The organism is Kitasatospora sp. NPDC017646, from assembly GCF_044329365.1.
In the GTDB taxonomy this organism is placed as follows: Bacteria; Actinomycetota; Actinomycetes; order Streptomycetales; family Streptomycetaceae; genus Kitasatospora.
The window spans coordinates 219,021-234,247 of record NZ_JBIRJC010000011.1; the positions used below are offsets into that span (position 1 = coordinate 219,021).

The window sequence follows — 15,227 nt, forward strand, 5'->3', positions numbered from 1 at the left end:
CCGGACGGGCCGTCACCCGCCCCGACACGCCGGAAACGCCGACGGCCGCTCCCCCACGCGGGGGGAGCGGCCACCAGGCACCTCGGCACAGCACAGAACAGCACAGAACAGCACTACAGGGGCACCGCACCGCACTGCCCTGCACCAGCCGAGCCGACCAGCGGTCAGCTCATCAGGCCTCAGATGCTGAGGGTCTGGCCCGGGAAGATCAGGTCTGGGTTGCCGCCGATGACCTTGGCGTTGTTCTTGTACAGGTCGTGCCAGTCCAGGCCCTGCGCAGCGGCGATGGAGCTCAGGGTGTCGCCGGACTTGACGGTGTAGTTGCCCTTGGCCGGCTTGGTGTCGTTGGAGCCGGTCCAGGACTTGGCGGCATCGGCCTTCGGGGCAGCGGCCGTCGGCGCGGCAGCCTTCGGCGCGGCAGCAGCCTTGGGGGCGACGACCTTCGGGGCAGCGGCCTTCGGCGCGGGGGTCTGCGCCGGCTTGGCGGCAGAGGCGCCGGCCGTGGTGTCGACGGCGGCCGGGGCGCCGCCCTTGGTCAGGCCCGCCTTGACGGAGCAGACCGGCCAGGCGCCGGGGCCCTGCGAGGCGAGGACCTTCTCGGCGACGGAGATCTGCTGCGCCTTGGTGGCCTGGTTGGCCTGCGCGGCGTAGGCGGTGCCGCCGTACGCGGCCCAGGTGCTGGAGGTGAACTGCAGACCGCCGTAGAAGCCGTTGCCGGTGTTGATGGCCCAGTTGCCGCCGCTCTCGCACTGGGCGACGGCGTCCCAGGTCGAGACGGAGGCGGCGGAGGCCGAGGTGGCCGTGACGAGGCCGGCCACCGGCAGGGCCGCGACAGCGGCGCCCGCCACGACGGCCATCCGAACGCGGTTGCGCTTGGTGGCGACGGTGGTGGTGGCAGCGGCGTTCTCGTGACGGAAGGTCATGGGGTTCCTCTCGACAGCCCCGGGCGGGCATGCGGAACCAGACCCTGGAGAGGGCCGCGTTTCGCTTGCCGCGTCCGTCGGACGGCCGTGCACGTGTCGGACGTGCCGCTGCCGCCCCGGCCACCCAGCCGCTCGCCGGCGACCTGTTCGAGCGATCGCGTCGGCGGGCACCTGCCGCGTCCGGTCGGGACCGGGGGGGGCGGTACGTCGGGGGTGATCCCGGGTGGCGCTCGTTGCGCCGCCAAAGAAGCTACGAGTCGGTCGCCGGGGAAACCAAAACCCCAGCGGTATTCCCAGCTCAGCAATGGGTTACCGCCGGTAATAACCATTCAAACTTGCCCGGAATGTCCGATTTGGCCGTTGATTCCTAGATCAAACATCCAGTTCACGTGGCCCACCTCACAGTTTCATTCCGGCAGTCCTGCCCTCGACTTCGACACATTGCGACCACGAGAACACGTGGCGCGATCGGATCCGGGGCAATTCCCGTCAGCCTCGACGAGCACCCGTGACGCCTGACACAAGGGCCCGTTGGGCATGGCGACCTCCCCGAGTCCGCCCCATGACCCCAACCGCACCCATCCGAGGAGACCCTGTGCCGCGCATGCTCGACGTCAGCGACGAGGTCCGGTCCGAGATCGGCGACGACGAGGCCGACCGCCTGCTCGGCGGCGACCGCGCCCCCGACAACTACGAATGCACCTCCTGCCGCACCCCCGGCGACACCCACGCGGAGCCCACCAGCACCGTGCTGTTCGTCGGCGACGAGACCGCCGTCCTGGCCTTCGCCCACGCCCGCTGCATCCCCTCCCAGGTGGTGCCGGTCGCCGAGGAGCAACTGGCCGGCGCCGTCCGCAGCATCAGCCAGTCCCAGCCCGCCGCCCCGGATCTGACGTTCCCCACCCCCGACTTCGCCGTCCCCACCCCCGACTTCGCCGTCCCCACCCCCGACTTCGCCATTCCGGCCCAGAACTCCGCCGGGGGGCCGTCCCAGCCGACCGCCCCCGGCCAGGCCGCCATCCTCGGCATCACCTGCGGGCTCGTCCTGCACGGCAAGGTCGGCCACGCCTCACTGGTGGTCGAGCCCACCGGCCCGGTCGGCCGGCCCGGCAGCACCTCCGGCGAGGACGAGTTCCTCGACCTGCTCCAGGACGCGGGCTTCCAGCGGGTCAGCGACCTCGACGAGACCCCGGAGCAACTGCCCGGCTGGTCGGTCCTGGTCGCCATGGGCAAGCTGCACGCGATCCTGCAGCCCGCCGCGGCCGGCGGCAGCACCGGCTGGTGGCAGGCGCACCAGCCGCTCCAGGTCACCGACGCCTGGCGGATGGCCGCCAGCCAGCTCTCCGAGGTGAGCATGTACGCCGTCCCGGCCGGAATGGTCGGCCGCCAGCCCCGCGAGGACCTGCTGCGCCAGGCGCTGGAACGGGCGGTGGCGCTCGGTCAGGTGGTCGCCGCCTCCCTCCCGCTGGCCGGCACCTGATCCGCTCCGGAGCTTCGGACGGTGGCCGCTGCCGACGCCGGTCAGCGGCCACCGTCGGAAGCGTCCGGCCCCGCTCGCCGTCCGCTCCCCCAGGCCCGGCTCCGGCCCCGCTCGCCGTCCGGCACCCGGGCCGCTCTCCCCCGCATCCCCGCCGTCTCTCACTCGTTGGCTCCTACGTGTACAGCTACGACGTCTCCGCACCCGCCGGACGGACCGCCACCTCCGCCCGCTCGATCCCGGGCATGCGCCCGTCGTACGACGCGGAGCACCCGCACTCGACGACCCCGATCTACGACGAGCTGTACTCCGAGTACCGAAGGCTGTTCCGCGCCCTGCCCGGCGACCGCTCGGGCGAGGAGGACCTGCGGTTCACCGGCTTCGCGGTCCGTGACGCTCACCCGCTGCTCGGCGAGCAACGGCAGTACCCGCCGCAGCAGCAGGCCTTCCACACCTACGCGGGCCAGCCGTCCGGCCTGCCGCAGTTCATGCCGACGCAGTCACAGCACGCCCACACCACCAGCCACCGCGACCCCACCCCCACCCACACCCACACCACCACCCCGACGCCCGCGCACGCACCCGTCGTCGCCCCCACCAGCGACAACCAGAACCAGAACCACAGCCAGAGCCACAGCCAGGGTCAGGGTCAGGGTCAGGGTCACACCCAAGCCCCCTCCCCCCAGTTCACCGACGGCCAGGGCTGGATCGCCGCCGGCTACCTAGGCCCGCTCCCGCACGTCACCCCCGCACCGCCCCCGGCCCCCTCCCCGGTACTGGGCACGGCCACCGGCCTCGCCACCGCCCAGTCCACCGGCGGCCGCCACCGCCAGATGCTCTCGCTCCCCCCGGGCCGCGTCGGCGACCACCACTGACCTGACCACGCGTCCACCGCTGACCCAGCCACACGCCCACCGCCGCCCCGACCGCAGGCCCACCGCTGGCCTCCCCCACCCCCATCACCACCACACGCCAACCAGCAGAGGCCCGAAAAGCCCGAAGGCTCCGTCACCACCGGTGACGGAGCCTTCAAAGCCGTACTGCCGACCGCTACTTCTTCTTGCGCTTCTCCCGAACCCGCACCGAGATCGAGATCGGCGTCCCCACGAACCCGAACTCCTCGCGCAGCCGGCGCTCGATGAAGCGCCGGTAGCCCGCCTCCAGGAAGCCCGAGGCGAACAGCACGAAGCGCGGCGGCCGGATGCCCGCCTGGGTACCGAAGAGGATGCGCGGCTGCTTGCCGCCCCGGATCGGGTGCGGGTGGGCGGCCACCAGCTCGCCGAGGAAGGCGTTCAGGCGCGCGGTCGGGATGCGGGTCTCCCAGCCCTCCAGCGCGGTCTCGATCGCCGGGACGAGCTTCTCCATGTGCCGGCCGGTCTTGGCCGAGACGTTGACGCGCGGGGCCCACTGCACCTGGACGAGGTCGCGCTCGATCTCGCGCTCCAGGTAGTAGCGGCGCTCCTCGTCGAGCTGGTCCCACTTGTTGTAGGCGACGACGACGGCACGCCCTGCCTCGACGGCCATCGAGATGATCCGGGTGTCCTGCTCGGCGAGGGTCTCGCTGGCGTCGATCAGGACGACCGCGACCTCGGCCTTCTCCAGCGCGGCGGAGGTGCGCAGCGAGGCGTAGAAGTCGGCGCCGGCGGTCAGGTGGACCCGACGGCGGATGCCGGCGGTGTCCACGAACTTCCAGGTCTTGCCGCCGAGTTCGATCATCTCGTCGACCGGGTCACGGGTGGTGCCGGCCAGCTCGTTGACGACCACCCGCTCCTCGCCGGCGACCTTGTTCAGCAGGCTGGACTTGCCGACGTTGGGCCGGCCGATCAGCGCGATCCGGCGCGGGCCGCCGGGGGCGGCGTCGCCGAAGGTCTGCGGCGGGGCCTCGGGCAGCGCGGCCATGACGGCGTCCAGCAGGTCGCCGGAGCCGCGGCCGTGCAGGGCGGAGACGGGGAACGGCTCGCCCAGGCCCAGCGACCACAGGTAGGCGGCCTCGGCCTCGGTGGACGGGCCGTCGACCTTGTTGGCGCACAGGACGGTCGGCTTGCCCGCCCGGCGGATGATCTTGATCAGGGCCTCGTCGGTGTCGGTGGCGCCGACCGTGGCGTCCACCACGAACAGCACCGCGTCAGCCTGCTCGATGCCCAGCTCGGCCTGCGCGGCGACCATGGCGTCGATGCCGAGGACGTCGATCTCCCAGCCGCCGGTGTCGACCACCTTGAAGCGCCGGCCGTTCCAAGTGGCCTCGTAGGTGACCCGGTCGCGGGTGACGCCCGGCTTGTCCTCGACGACGGCCTCGCGGCGGCCGATGATGCGGTTCACCAGGGTCGACTTGCCGACGTTCGGGCGGCCGACGACGGCCAGCACCGGCAGCCGGACGTGCTCGGCGCCGTCCACGCCGTCGAAGCCGTCGAGGTCGAAGCCCTCTTCGGCGGCGAGGGCCATGAACTCGGCGTAGTCGGCGGCGTCCAGCTCACCGGGGCCGGTGGCGGAGTGCTCTGCGGTCATGTTCGTCTGTTCCGTTTCCCGGCCCGGCCCTTCCCAGGGGCGTGCCGTGCGTACCTGCCCCGATGTGGGCAGCGCGATGGTTTCCGCCGCGGCGCCTTGACGGCCCGCGGTTCGTTCGATGGTCATCTGACCAACTGAGTCAAGCAACCAGCTGATCAGACCGACGACAGCCCCGCCCGCTCCTCCACCAGCGCGGCGATCCGGTCGATCACCTGCTCCAGAGTGAGCTCACTGGTGTCCACCAGCACGGCGTCCGCAGCCTGGGCCAGCGGGGCCGTCTCGCGCGAGGAGTCGGCGGCGTCGCGGCGGGCGAGGTCGGCGGCCATCGCGATGATGGTCGCCTCGTCGACGCCCTTGGCGCGCAGTTCGGCCGCCCGGCGCTCGGCCCGGGCCGCCTCGGAGGCGGTCAGGAACACCTTGACGGTGGCCTGCGGGAACACCACGGTTCCCATGTCCCGGCCCTCGGCGACGATGCCGCGCTCGGCGACCTCGGCGCAGCCGCGCTGGAGCTCCACCAGCCGGGCCCGCACCGCCGGCACCGCGGCCACGGCACTGACCTGCGCCGTCACCTCGGGGCCCCGGATCGGGCCGGAGACGTCCTGCCCGTCCACGGTGATGGTCGGACCGTCGGCGTCCGTGCCCGACACGATGACGGGCTTGCCGCACGCGACGGCCACCGCCTCCGGGTCGGTCACGTCGACGTCGTTGGCCAGCATCCACCAGGTCATCGCCCGGTACATGGCGCCGGTGTCCAGGAAGCTCAGGCCCAGCCGGGCGGCGACCGCCCGCGAGACGGTCGACTTGCCGGAGCCGGAGGGTCCGTCGATGGCGACGACGACCGGGGCATGCGCTCGGTCGGCAGTGTCCACGGGGGCGAACCTCTCTCTGAGCATGGAAGCCGACGCCTCTGCGGGCGTACGGCCGGGGATTGTCTACCTCAAGGTTAATGGACCGCCGCCGGACCCCGTCCCGCGCCGGTCACCACCCGCCGGTCACCGCACGCTCGGTCACCGCAGGACCGGTCACCACCCGCCCGGTCACCGCACGCTCGGTCACCGCAGGACCGGCCACCACACGCCCGGTCACCGCAGGGCCGAGGACCCCAACGCGCCCGCCAGGTCGGACCTGAGCGAGCCCTCCCGGTGAATGACACCGTCCGGCAGCTGTGCCGCCGCCGCCACCACCTCCGCCGACTCCGCCTGCTCGGCCGCCGGGTCCACGGCCTACTCCACCGCCTCCAGCACCTCCAGCACCGCGTTCCCCAGCCGGGGCCGCACGTACTCGCCGTCCCGCTCGATGCCGAGCACCCCGCCGACGAAGGCCATCCGCCGCGTCCCGGCCGGCGTCTGCCAGTCGAACGCCACCTTCGAGACGTGCGACGGGAAGGCGTTCTCCTCGAACCGCACCCGCCCGTCCGACCAGCGGAAGTCCGTACGCGGCTCCGGCCCCGAGAGCGTCCGGGTGTGGGCGAAGAAGGCGGTGATCCAGCCGGAGACGAAGTCCCCGCCGGACTCCGAGTCCCACTTGTACAGCGATCGCCAGAACTCCTCGTCCACCGGCCCGCCCGCCGCCGTCTCCGCGATCTCCGCCAGCACCGGGCGCAGCCCGGCGAACCACGGCCCGAGCGGCTCGAACCAGTCCGCGAGCTCCCCGACCCGCCGCGCCAGCAGCACCCAGTCCCCGGCCGTGCCCTCCAGCCGGACCTTCGGAATGCCGCACATCGAGATCCAGAGGAACTCGTAGTAGGGGCTGACCACGTCCATCAGCGCCACCAGCGCCGCGGACACGTCGTCCGGCGTGGTGGTCGAGAACGAGGGCTGGAACAGCTCCACCAGCTCCGGCCCGACCGCCTGCGCCAGCGGCTCCCGGACCAGCCGGATCGACCGCGCCCAGTCCGCCTCCGCGCTCAGTGCGCTGTCGTCCCTGACCCGGACGGTCCGCTTCTGCCCGGGGGCGGCGCTGAACAGCCCCTCGTACCGGGGCGCGTTCAGTCGTACGTGCACCGCGACCTCGTGCACCACCGCGTACCAGAGCACGTCCGGCGACAGGCTCAGCGGCAGGTGCTCCGCGAACGCCGTGTGCGCGGCGCACAGCAGCAGGCTCCAGGTCGGCTCCGGGGGCTTCCGCAGCGGCTCGTACTCCTCCGGCGCCGCCAGCAGCGTCCCCGTACTGCGGTGGAGCACGGCGAACTCCCCGCCGATCACGGCCGCCAGGAAGCCGTCGTTCCCGACGACGTCCAACCGCGCCACGTCACCCGGCTCCTGCCCGTCCCCGAGCGCGACATCGACGATCACAGCCCGCCCCCGTTCACCCGCTCCAGCACCGCGTGCCCCAGCCGGGGCCGTAGGAACTCCCCGTCCCGCTCGACCGCGAGCACCCCGGCGACGAAGGCCATCGGCCGCTCGGCCCCCGCGCACTCCCACACGAACGGCACCGTCGACAGGTGCGAGGGGAAGTCGTTCACCGCGAAGGCGTCGCGGTGGTACGGCCGTTCCGCCGCCTCCCGCCAGCCGAAGCTCTGTCGCAGCCGGGGCCCGTCGGGCGTCTGGGTGTGGGCGAAGAAGGCGGTGAGCCAGCCGGTCACCCGGGGACCGCCGGACACCGACTCCCATTTGTACAGTGAGCGCCAGAAGCCGTCGTCCACCGGTCCGTCCCCCGCCGTCGCCGCGATCTCCGCCAGCACCGGGCGCAGCTCGGCGAACCAGGGCGCCAGCCAGTCGAAGCGCTCCGCCAGCGCCCCGACCCGCGAAGCCAGCAGCGCCCAGTCCTCGGCGGTGCCCTCCAGCCGGACCTTCGGGATCCCGCAGCGGGTCTCCCAGCGGAAGTCGTAGTACGGGCTGACCACGTCCATCAGCGCCACCAGCGCCGAGGCCTCGTCGTCCGGCGTGGTGGTGGAGAAGCCCGGCCGGAACAGCTCGACCAGCTCCACGCCCAGCGCCGCTGTCAGCGGCTCCCGGACCAGCCTCAGCGACCGCGCCCAGTCGGCGTCCCCGCCCACCAGCGTGTCGTCCCGCACGGTGAGCACCCGCTCCCGGCCCGCCGCACCGAACAGCGCCCGGTAGCGCGGCGGATACATCCGTACGTGCACCGCGACCTCGTGCACCACCGCGTACCAGAGCACGTCCGGCGACAGGCTCAGCGGCAGGTGCTCCGCGAACGCCGTGTGCGCGGCGCGCAGCAGCGGACTGCAGGTCGGTTCGGGTTCGACGGGCTCCGGACCGGCGGACTCCGGACGGACCGGCTGCGGCCGGGGCCGGGGCCGTTCGACCATCGCCGCCACGCTGCGGTGGCGGATCAGGAACTCCCCGCCCAGCACCGCCCGCAGGAACCGCTCGTTCCCGAGGTCCACCGGCTCACCGGCCGAGCCGTGCCGGCTCTCCCCCAGCGGCAACTCGATGATCACGCCCGCTCCCCCTCCGCAACCGCCGCTCGCCGCCCGACGGCCGTCAGTCCCGAACGCTCCAGCCGCCCGCGCGCAGCGCCGCCGAGAGCCGCTTGACCGACGTCGGCGCCACCGACAGCTGGACGAAGCCGACCTGTTGCCCGTCCGAGTGCTCGATGAGGACGTCCTCGATGTTGACCCCGGCCTCGCCGACCTCCCCGAACAGCCGGCCCAGCTCGCCCGGCTGGTCGCCGAGGACCACGGCGACGGTCTCGTACCGGGTGGGCGGGGCGCCGTGCTTGCCGGGGATGCGGGCCTGCCCGGTGTTGCCGCGCCGCATGACCGCCTCGATGCCCTCGGCCCCGGCCCGGCGCTCGCCCTCCTCCTCGGCCGCCATCGCGCGCAGCGCGATGACGGTCTCGCCGAGGTCCCCGGCGACCTCCTCCAGCACGTCGGCGACCGCGCCCGCGTTGGCGGACAGGATGTCGACCCACATACCCGGGTTGGAGGCGGCGATCCTGGTCACGTCGCGCACGCCCTGCCCGGAGAGCCTTATGGCCGTCTCGTCGGCGTTCTCCAACCGGGCCGCTACCAGCGAGGAGACCAGCTGCGGGGCGTGCGAGACCAGGGCCACGGCCCGGTCGTGCGCGTCCGCGTCCATCACGATCGGCATCGCGCCGCACAGTGCGACCAGCTCCAGCGCGGCGTTGAGCGTGTCGGTGTCGGTGTCGGCGGTCGGGGTGAGCACCCAGGGACGGCCTTCGAACAGGTCGGCGCGGGCGGCCAGCGGCCCGGAGCGCTCGCGGCCGGCCATCGGGTGACTACCGATGTAGTGGACGGTGTCCAGGCCGAGCGCGGCGATCTCACTGCCCGGGCCGGACTTCACACTGGCCACGTCGGTGTACCAGTGCGCCAGGTTGCGGCGCTGGCAGTCCGCGAGCACCTTGCCGACCAGCGCCGGCGGGACGGCGATGATCGCCAGGTCGACCGGGCCCTCGGCCGGTTCGGTGGTGCCGGCGCCGAGCGACTCGGCGGTGCGGGCGGCGTCCGGGTCGGCGTCCTCCAGATGGACGGTCAGCCCGCGTGCGGCCAGGGCCAGGGCTGCGGAGGTGCCGATCAGTCCGGTGCCGACGACGACGGCAGTGCGCATGGCGGGTGGCTCTCCTCGATCACGGTTCTCGACTGGACGGTTCTCGCTGGCGGTGCTCAACGGGTGCCACGGTCCCAACGGGTGCCGTGCCGCGGCAAGGGGAGGAGACGCGGCAGGTGCCGGAGGCGCGGCAGGTACCGGAGTCGACCGGGAGCACCCGCGCCCCATCCTCCCATCCGGAGGCCCCCGGAAACCCCCGGCCCCGCCAATCCCACGCACCCTGTTCCCCATCAGCGACAGGAAGCCCGGGAAGCCCCTGGAAGCCCCGGCAACCACCGCGCCCCCGCCCTCGTCCCCGACAGTGCACACGCCGTGCCCCGGGAAATCCGGCGACGCCCGGTCCCGAGCGGGGCAGACTGGCCGCCGGGGGCGGCGGGGCGAGCCGCGGCACACCGGACGCGAACGAAGGGGTTGCGCATGGACGATCAGCACAGCAGTCACACCGGGCCGTCGAAACCGCCGGCCGTACCGGCCCACCCGTCGGTCCTGGACTCCGTCGTGGTGTACGCCGAGGGCGCGGTGTGCCGCCGCCGGGCCACCGTGCCGGTCCCGCCCGGCGGACGACTGCGGCTGACCGGCCTGCCCGACTCGCTGAACGCCGACTCACTGCGCGCCCGGGTGCTCGCCGGCCCGGCCGGCACGGCGGTCGTCGAGGCCCGCCTGGAGACCGTCGCCGAGCTCCACGAGTCCGACGAACTCCCGCAGCTGCGCCGCGAGTTGGACGAGGCCATGGAGCGCCAAAGCGCGCTGAACGAGCGCCACCGGCTGGTCCGGACCGCGATCGCCGAGACCGCCGCGCTGCGCGCCGTCCCACCCCAACGCCGCCGCGACGACCCGCTGCGCCGCACCCCCGCCGACGCCTGGCTGGAGCTCGCCGACTTCGTCGACGAACGGCTGGCCCACCTCCAGGAGCGCGCCGAGCAGCTCACCCGGGAGATCGAACTCGCCGACCACGCGCGCGAGTTGGCGGCCGACCGGCTGGATCGAGCGTCCACCGCCGAGCGGACCGAGCCGGTCGAGACCATCGACACCGTCCTGCTCACCCTGACCACCACCGGAACCGGCACCCCGAACGCGACCGGCACCGAACAGGCCGAACAGGCCGAACAGGCCGAACAGATCGAACTGGAGCTGGAGTACGGCGTCCCCACCGCCCGCTGGGTGCCCGCCTACCGCCTCAGCCACCGCACCGGCGCCGACACCGCCCACCTGGTCCTGCGCGCCGCCGTCGCCCAGCACACCGGCGAGGACTGGACGGGCGTACGGCTCGCCCTGTCCACCGCCGACCTGGAGCGCCGCACCGACCTGCCCCGGCTCGCCTCGCTGCGGATCGGCCGCAGCCAGCCCACCCCGCCGCCCTCCGGCTGGCGCGAACCCCCGGCCGGCCTGTCCGACCTCTTCACCGGCTACGACGCGGCCTCGGCCGACCGCCCCGGCGCCCCCGTCGCGGTCGCGGCCGCCGCCACGCCCGAGCCCGCCCAGCTCCGCCGCACGCCCCGCACCGCCGCCCGCGCCGAGTTCCACCCGGACCGGGCGCCCGGCGGCGGCTCACTCGGCGTCCAGGAGCCGGCTCCCACGCCCCCACCGCCCGGCTTCGCCGGCTACGGCGCCCCACCCGCCGTGAGCGCCCCGCCCGCACCGACCGCCCCCGCCCTCGCCCCCGTGCCCCAGGCCCCCGGCGGCCCCCCGATGCCCCAGGCCTTCGGCGGCGCCCCGCCGCAGCAGGCCCGCCGCCGCGGCGCCACCCCGCCCCCGACCACCGGCCTCGCCCCCGACACCGTCCTGCTCGACTACCCCGGCCTCCGGCTGGCCGGCCCCGACGACCCCACCGACCGCCGCGGCACCCTGCGCCCGGACCCCGCCCGGGTCGAGCGCGCCGAACTGGAACGCTTCCTCCCCGGCGGCCCCGAGGGCGCCCGCCTGCGCGACCTCCCCCTCCCCCGCCACGCCGTCCCGCCCCGCCGGTCAGCCGGCTCCTTCGACCACCGCTTCGACGCCGCCGCCCCCGCCGACATCCCCTCCGACGGCACCTGGCACTCCGTCACCGTCGACCGGATCCCGCTCTCCGTCAGCCCCGAGTACGTCACCGTCCCCGCCGTCGAGCAGAAGGTGTACGCGACCCTGGTGCTCGCCAACCGCACCGACCGCGCCGTGCTGGCGGGCCCGGTCGAGGTCACCGTGGACGACGAGTTCCTGCTCACCGCCGCCCTGCCGACACTCGCGCCCGGCGAGACCCGGCACCTGGGCATCGGCGTGACCGAGAGCATCGAGGTGGCGCGCCGCACCGAGCTGCGCGAGTCCGCCACGGGCATGCTGAAGGGCAACAGCACCGTGCTCGACCACCGGGTGCACGTCCAGCTGGCGAACCGGCTCGGCCGTGCCGTCACGGTCGAGGTCCGCGAACGCGTGCCGCTCGCCTCCGACGCCGAGATCCGGATCGAGGAACGCGCCGACTGGCACACCCCGGCCGTCCCCACCCCGGAGTGCCCGCCCGGCACCCGGCTCTGGCGGATCGAACTGCCGCCTGGCGGTCGCACCGAGCTGGACGGCGGCTACCAGATCAAGATCCCGGCCGGAAAGACCATCGTCGGCGGAAACCGGAGGAACTGACAGATGACCGAAGAGACCGTCCCCCTCCCCGTCACCGCCGTCACCTGTCTGGAGGACCGCGCCCAGGTCGAACGCGCGGTGACGGTCGAACTCGTGGAGGGCATCCAACGGCTGCGGCTGGGCCCACTCACCTCCCTCGTCGTCGACCACACCCTGCGCGCCGAGTCCTCCGCCCCCGGCACCCGGGTGCTGGAGGCCCGGCTGGTGCGCACCTGGACCCCGCGCGCCCCGCTGCCGCCCGGCCCGGAGGACTCCGCGCTGCGCCACCGGCTGCACGACCTGGAGGCCGAGTCCCGGCTCGCGGAGCAGACCCGCGCCCGGCTGGAGGCCCGCCTGGCCCTGCTCGCCCAGCTCTCCGCGGACCTGCTGCGCGAGGTCGGCGAGGGCGCGGGCGTCGGCGAGATCGAACGCACCCGCTGGGCCCGCGAGCTGGACCGGGTGGACGCCGAGCGCGAGCGCTACGGCGAGGAACTGCGCGCCACCCACTCCCGGCTGCGCCGGCTGGACCAGGAGCGCTCCCAGGCCCTGCTGGCCCTGGACCGGGCCGAGGAGGAGCCCACCGAACTGCTCGCCCACCTGGAGCTGACCGTCGAGGCCGAACGGCCCGGCCCGGCCGCCCTGACCGTCCACCACCTGGCGCCCTGCGCCCTGTGGCGCCCGTCCTACCGCGCCACCCTGGACGGCGCCAGCCTGCGCCTGGAGTCGGAGGCGGTGGTCTGGCAGCGCACCGGCGAGGACTGGACCGGCGCCCGGCTGTCCTTCTCCACCGCCCGGTCCGCCCTGGCCACCGACCCGCCCGCGCTCACCGAGGACCGGCTGACCCTTCGCGAGCGCACCGACGAGGAGCGCCGCACGGTCGAGGTCGAGCTGCGCGAGGAGGAGGTCGGCACCCTCGGCCCGGGCGCCGCCGTCCCCGGCCTGGACGACGGCGGCGAGGTGCGGGTGCTGCCCGCCCCCGCCCCGGCCACTGTGCCCTCCGACGGCCGGGCGCACCGGGTCCCGCTGGGCGCCTTCACCGGCCCGGCGAGGACCGAGTACGCCTGCGCCCCCGAACTGTCCCCGCTGGTCACCCAGGTGGTCCGGTTCCGCAACACGGCCGGGCACCCGCTGCTGGCCGGTCCGGTCGAGCTGGTGCGCGGCAGCGGCTTCACCGGCCGCGGCGAGCTGCGCTTCACCGCCGCGGGCGCCGACGCCGAGCTGTCCTTCGGCAGCACGGACGGCTACCGGGTGGTCCGGGAGACCGACGAGCGCCAGGCCACCGCCGCCCTGAGCGGCCGCCAGACCATCACCCGCACCGTCCAGCTGCACCTGTCCCGCTTCTCCGGGCCGGAGGAGCACGACGAGCAGCTGGTCACGGTGCGCGAACGGGTGCCGGTCTCCGAGGTGGCCGCGGTCGAGGTGCGGCTGCGCAAGGAGGAGTGCTCCCCGGCGCCGGACTCCTTCGACGCCGAGGGCATCGTCCGCTGGGACGTCCCGCTCGGTCCGGGCGCCCGACGCAGCCTCACCCTGGTGTACGAGGTCTCCGCCTCGGCCAAGGTGGCCGGGCTCTGAGGGCGGACGCCCGTGACGACCGCTCAGGACCGGAATCGGAACCGGAAAGCGGGTACAAAAGGAACATGATCCTCCATCTCACACCCCTGGACGACTGGCTGTCCGACCCCGGCCGCCCGTACGCCACCGCGTCGCTGCTCACCGACGGGTTCATCCACTGCTCGGCGGACGAGCAGACGGCGCTCGCGGTGGCCAACGCCTTCTTCCCCGACACCCCGGACCCGCTGATGGTGCTGCTGATCGAGGAGGCACTGGTGGAGCCGATGGTCAAGTGGGAGGCCCCGCACGGCGCCCCGCCGCCCGGTGCCACCCCCGGGGTCCTGTTCCCGCACATCTACGGCCGGCTGAACCGCACCGCCGTGGTCGGCCTGGAGAAGGTCGAGCGCGGCCCGGACGGCCGCTGGTCCTCCCTCAGCCCCTGGAGCTGACCGGAACCGACCGGAACCGGCCGGGACCCCGGCCCGCTCACGGCCGCCCCGGCCCCCGCCGACTCACAGCCACCCCCGCTCCCGGGCCGCCATCCCTGCCTGGAAGCGGGTGGTGGCGCCCAGCGAGCGCATCAGGGCCTGCAACCGCCGCTGGGTGGTCCGGGCGCTCCAGCCCAGCGAGCGGGCGATCGACTCGTCGGTCAGCCCGGCGGCGAGCAGGCCGAGCAGCTTGCGGTGGTCGGCGTCCGGCGTCGGCGACGCGTCCCCGGCGCCGATCGCGGCCTGCAGTTGCACGGCCCGCTCCCACTCCGCCTCGAACAGCGTGTCCAGCGCCTGGAGCAGCGCCGAGGGGTGGATCACGTAGGCCGCGTCCAGCACGCTGTCGCCGACGCTGATCGGGATGATCGCCATCCGGTCGTCCGAAATGATCATCTTCATCGGCAGCGTCGGCCGCACCCGCGCCTCCTCGCCGTCCGCGACGCCGACCATGATGTTCCGCTCCAGCCGGCCCGGCCAGGCCACCGCCTCCCGGTCGTAGATCGTGCGGAACCTCAGCCCCTCCCGCAGCCGCCGACGCTGCAGGGGCATGGCCGCCACCGGGTCCTGGATGTACGGCGGGCGGTCGAAACCGCGCACCTGGTACTGGCTGGTGCCGGTGATGTGCTCCAGCCGCTGGGCGATCGCCTCGCCGCCGGTCAGCACCTCCACCGAGTGCGCCGGGTCGGTGTAGCGCGAGGCCTCCCGGAAGGCGTCCATCAGCCGGTGCATCTCGGCCCGGGCGTGCCGCAGTTCGGACTCCCGGTGGCCGATCAGGGTCCCTATCGCCACGTCCGGGGCGACCGGCAGGTAGCGCTCCCGGTCCACCGGCGCCCGGGTGGCCATTCCCTGCTGCGCCAGCCGGTCCAGCGCGCGCACGCACTGCTGGAACGTCAGGGCGCAGCTGTTGGCCAGCTCCTCCGCGGTGGACTGCGGGTTGGCCACCAGTGCCGCGTACACCTGCCCGTCCGGCTCGGCCAGTCCCAACGGGCCGAGCGCGTGCCCGGCGGACCGCCCCAGTGCTGCATCGGACACGACGCCGTCTCCCCCTGTTCGCCCCGGACCACCCCTTCCGGCGCCGCCCTGGCGCAGTCCCGCCACTCGGCGGGCCGGTGGTCCGGTGGCCATCCTCGGCCACGGATCATGGCGCTGACAAGGCCGTGAC

At 74.1% G+C, this 15,227-nt stretch carries 13 protein-coding genes; 5 read left to right on the forward strand and 8 right to left on the reverse strand.

What is annotated here, in order from left to right; translation table 11 throughout:
• Positions 1 to 179: 179 nt before the first annotated feature.
• On the reverse strand, positions 180 to 923 hold the full coding sequence (locus ACH4J0_RS19825) for a transglycosylase family protein (protein ID WP_396241759.1): 744 nt from the start codon (positions 921 to 923) through the stop codon (positions 180 to 182).
• 595 nt (positions 924 to 1,518) lie between these two features.
• On the opposite strand from ACH4J0_RS19825, the gene ACH4J0_RS19830 reads away from it, so the two are divergent.
• Both ACH4J0_RS19830 and ACH4J0_RS19835 read left to right on the forward strand, forming a co-directional pair.
• On the forward strand, positions 1,519 to 2,403 hold the full coding sequence (locus ACH4J0_RS19830) for a hypothetical protein (protein ID WP_396241761.1): 885 nt from the start codon (positions 1,519 to 1,521) through the stop codon (positions 2,401 to 2,403).
• A 176-nt stretch (positions 2,404 to 2,579) separates the two neighbouring features.
• Positions 2,580 to 3,275 carry a hypothetical protein gene (locus ACH4J0_RS19835; RefSeq protein ID WP_396241763.1) on the forward strand — a complete coding sequence of 232 codons (696 nt, stop codon included), beginning with the start codon at positions 2,580 to 2,582 and terminating at the stop codon, positions 3,273 to 3,275.
• Positions 3,276 to 3,450: 175 nt separating this feature from the next.
• Here the strand turns inward: ACH4J0_RS19835 and der are convergent, their stop codons facing one another.
• From der to ACH4J0_RS19865, 6 genes are all read right to left on the reverse strand, one after another.
• Positions 3,451 to 4,905 (reverse strand): ribosome biogenesis GTPase Der, encoded by a 1,455-nt coding sequence (gene der / locus ACH4J0_RS19840; protein WP_396241765.1) that lies wholly within the window; start codon positions 4,903 to 4,905, stop codon positions 3,451 to 3,453.
• A 155-nt stretch (positions 4,906 to 5,060) separates the two neighbouring features.
• Positions 5,061 to 5,798: a (d)CMP kinase gene (gene cmk / locus ACH4J0_RS19845; RefSeq protein WP_396241767.1), complete on the reverse strand. Its 738-nt coding sequence runs from the start codon at positions 5,796 to 5,798 to the stop codon at positions 5,061 to 5,063.
• Between the two features lie 189 nt (positions 5,799 to 5,987).
• Positions 5,988 to 6,125 (reverse strand): hypothetical protein, encoded by a 138-nt coding sequence (locus ACH4J0_RS19850; protein WP_396241769.1) that lies wholly within the window; start codon positions 6,123 to 6,125, stop codon positions 5,988 to 5,990.
• A gap of 3 nt (positions 6,126 to 6,128) precedes the next feature.
• Positions 6,129 to 7,199 (reverse strand): DUF4419 domain-containing protein, encoded by a 1,071-nt coding sequence (locus ACH4J0_RS19855; RefSeq protein ID WP_396241771.1) that lies wholly within the window; start codon positions 7,197 to 7,199, stop codon positions 6,129 to 6,131.
• Positions 7,196 to 8,308, reverse strand: coding sequence for a DUF4419 domain-containing protein (locus tag ACH4J0_RS19860; RefSeq protein ID WP_396241773.1), 1,113 nt, complete (start codon positions 8,306 to 8,308; stop codon positions 7,196 to 7,198). The genes ACH4J0_RS19855 and ACH4J0_RS19860 overlap by 4 nt, the downstream gene beginning before the upstream one ends.
• A gap of 43 nt (positions 8,309 to 8,351) precedes the next feature.
• A complete protein-coding gene (locus tag ACH4J0_RS19865; protein WP_396241775.1) occupies positions 8,352 to 9,437 on the reverse strand; it encodes a prephenate dehydrogenase in 1,086 nt (361 codons plus the stop codon).
• A 417-nt stretch (positions 9,438 to 9,854) separates the two neighbouring features.
• On the opposite strand from ACH4J0_RS19865, the gene ACH4J0_RS19870 reads away from it, so the two are divergent.
• From ACH4J0_RS19870 to ACH4J0_RS19880, 3 genes are all read left to right on the forward strand, one after another.
• Complete coding sequence (locus ACH4J0_RS19870) at positions 9,855 to 12,047, forward strand: DUF4139 domain-containing protein (protein ID WP_396241777.1); 2,193 nt, start codon at positions 9,855 to 9,857, stop codon at positions 12,045 to 12,047.
• 3 nt (positions 12,048 to 12,050) lie between these two features.
• Positions 12,051 to 13,598: a DUF4139 domain-containing protein gene (locus ACH4J0_RS19875; RefSeq protein WP_396241779.1), complete on the forward strand. Its 1,548-nt coding sequence runs from the start codon at positions 12,051 to 12,053 to the stop codon at positions 13,596 to 13,598.
• A gap of 65 nt (positions 13,599 to 13,663) precedes the next feature.
• Positions 13,664 to 14,026 carry a DUF952 domain-containing protein gene (locus tag ACH4J0_RS19880; protein ID WP_396241781.1) on the forward strand — a complete coding sequence of 121 codons (363 nt, stop codon included), beginning with the start codon at positions 13,664 to 13,666 and terminating at the stop codon, positions 14,024 to 14,026.
• Between the two features lie 63 nt (positions 14,027 to 14,089).
• Here ACH4J0_RS19880 and ACH4J0_RS19885 read toward each other — a convergent pair whose 3' ends face one another.
• Positions 14,090 to 15,097: a helix-turn-helix domain-containing protein gene (locus ACH4J0_RS19885; RefSeq protein ID WP_396241783.1), complete on the reverse strand. Its 1,008-nt coding sequence runs from the start codon at positions 15,095 to 15,097 to the stop codon at positions 14,090 to 14,092.
• Between the last annotated feature and the right edge of the window lie 130 nt (positions 15,098 to 15,227).

Excerpts from the sequence above, each read along its gene's own strand:
- cmk (WP_396241767.1), bottom strand. The coding sequence starts at position 5,798 with ATGCTCAGAGAGAGGTTCGCCCCCGTGGACACTGCCGACCGAGCGCAT.
- ACH4J0_RS19865 (WP_396241775.1), bottom strand. The coding sequence starts at position 9,437 with ATGCGCACTGCCGTCGTCGTCGGCACCGGACTGATCGGCACCTCCGCA.
- der (WP_396241765.1), bottom strand. The coding sequence starts at position 4,905 with ATGACCGCAGAGCACTCCGCCACCGGCCCCGGTGAGCTGGACGCCGCC.
- ACH4J0_RS19880 (WP_396241781.1), top strand. The coding sequence starts at position 13,664 with ATGATCCTCCATCTCACACCCCTGGACGACTGGCTGTCCGACCCCGGC.
- ACH4J0_RS19875 (WP_396241779.1), top strand. The coding sequence starts at position 12,051 with ATGACCGAAGAGACCGTCCCCCTCCCCGTCACCGCCGTCACCTGTCTG.
- ACH4J0_RS19870 (WP_396241777.1), top strand. The coding sequence starts at position 9,855 with ATGGACGATCAGCACAGCAGTCACACCGGGCCGTCGAAACCGCCGGCC.
- ACH4J0_RS19825 (WP_396241759.1), bottom strand. The coding sequence starts at position 923 with ATGACCTTCCGTCACGAGAACGCCGCTGCCACCACCACCGTCGCCACC.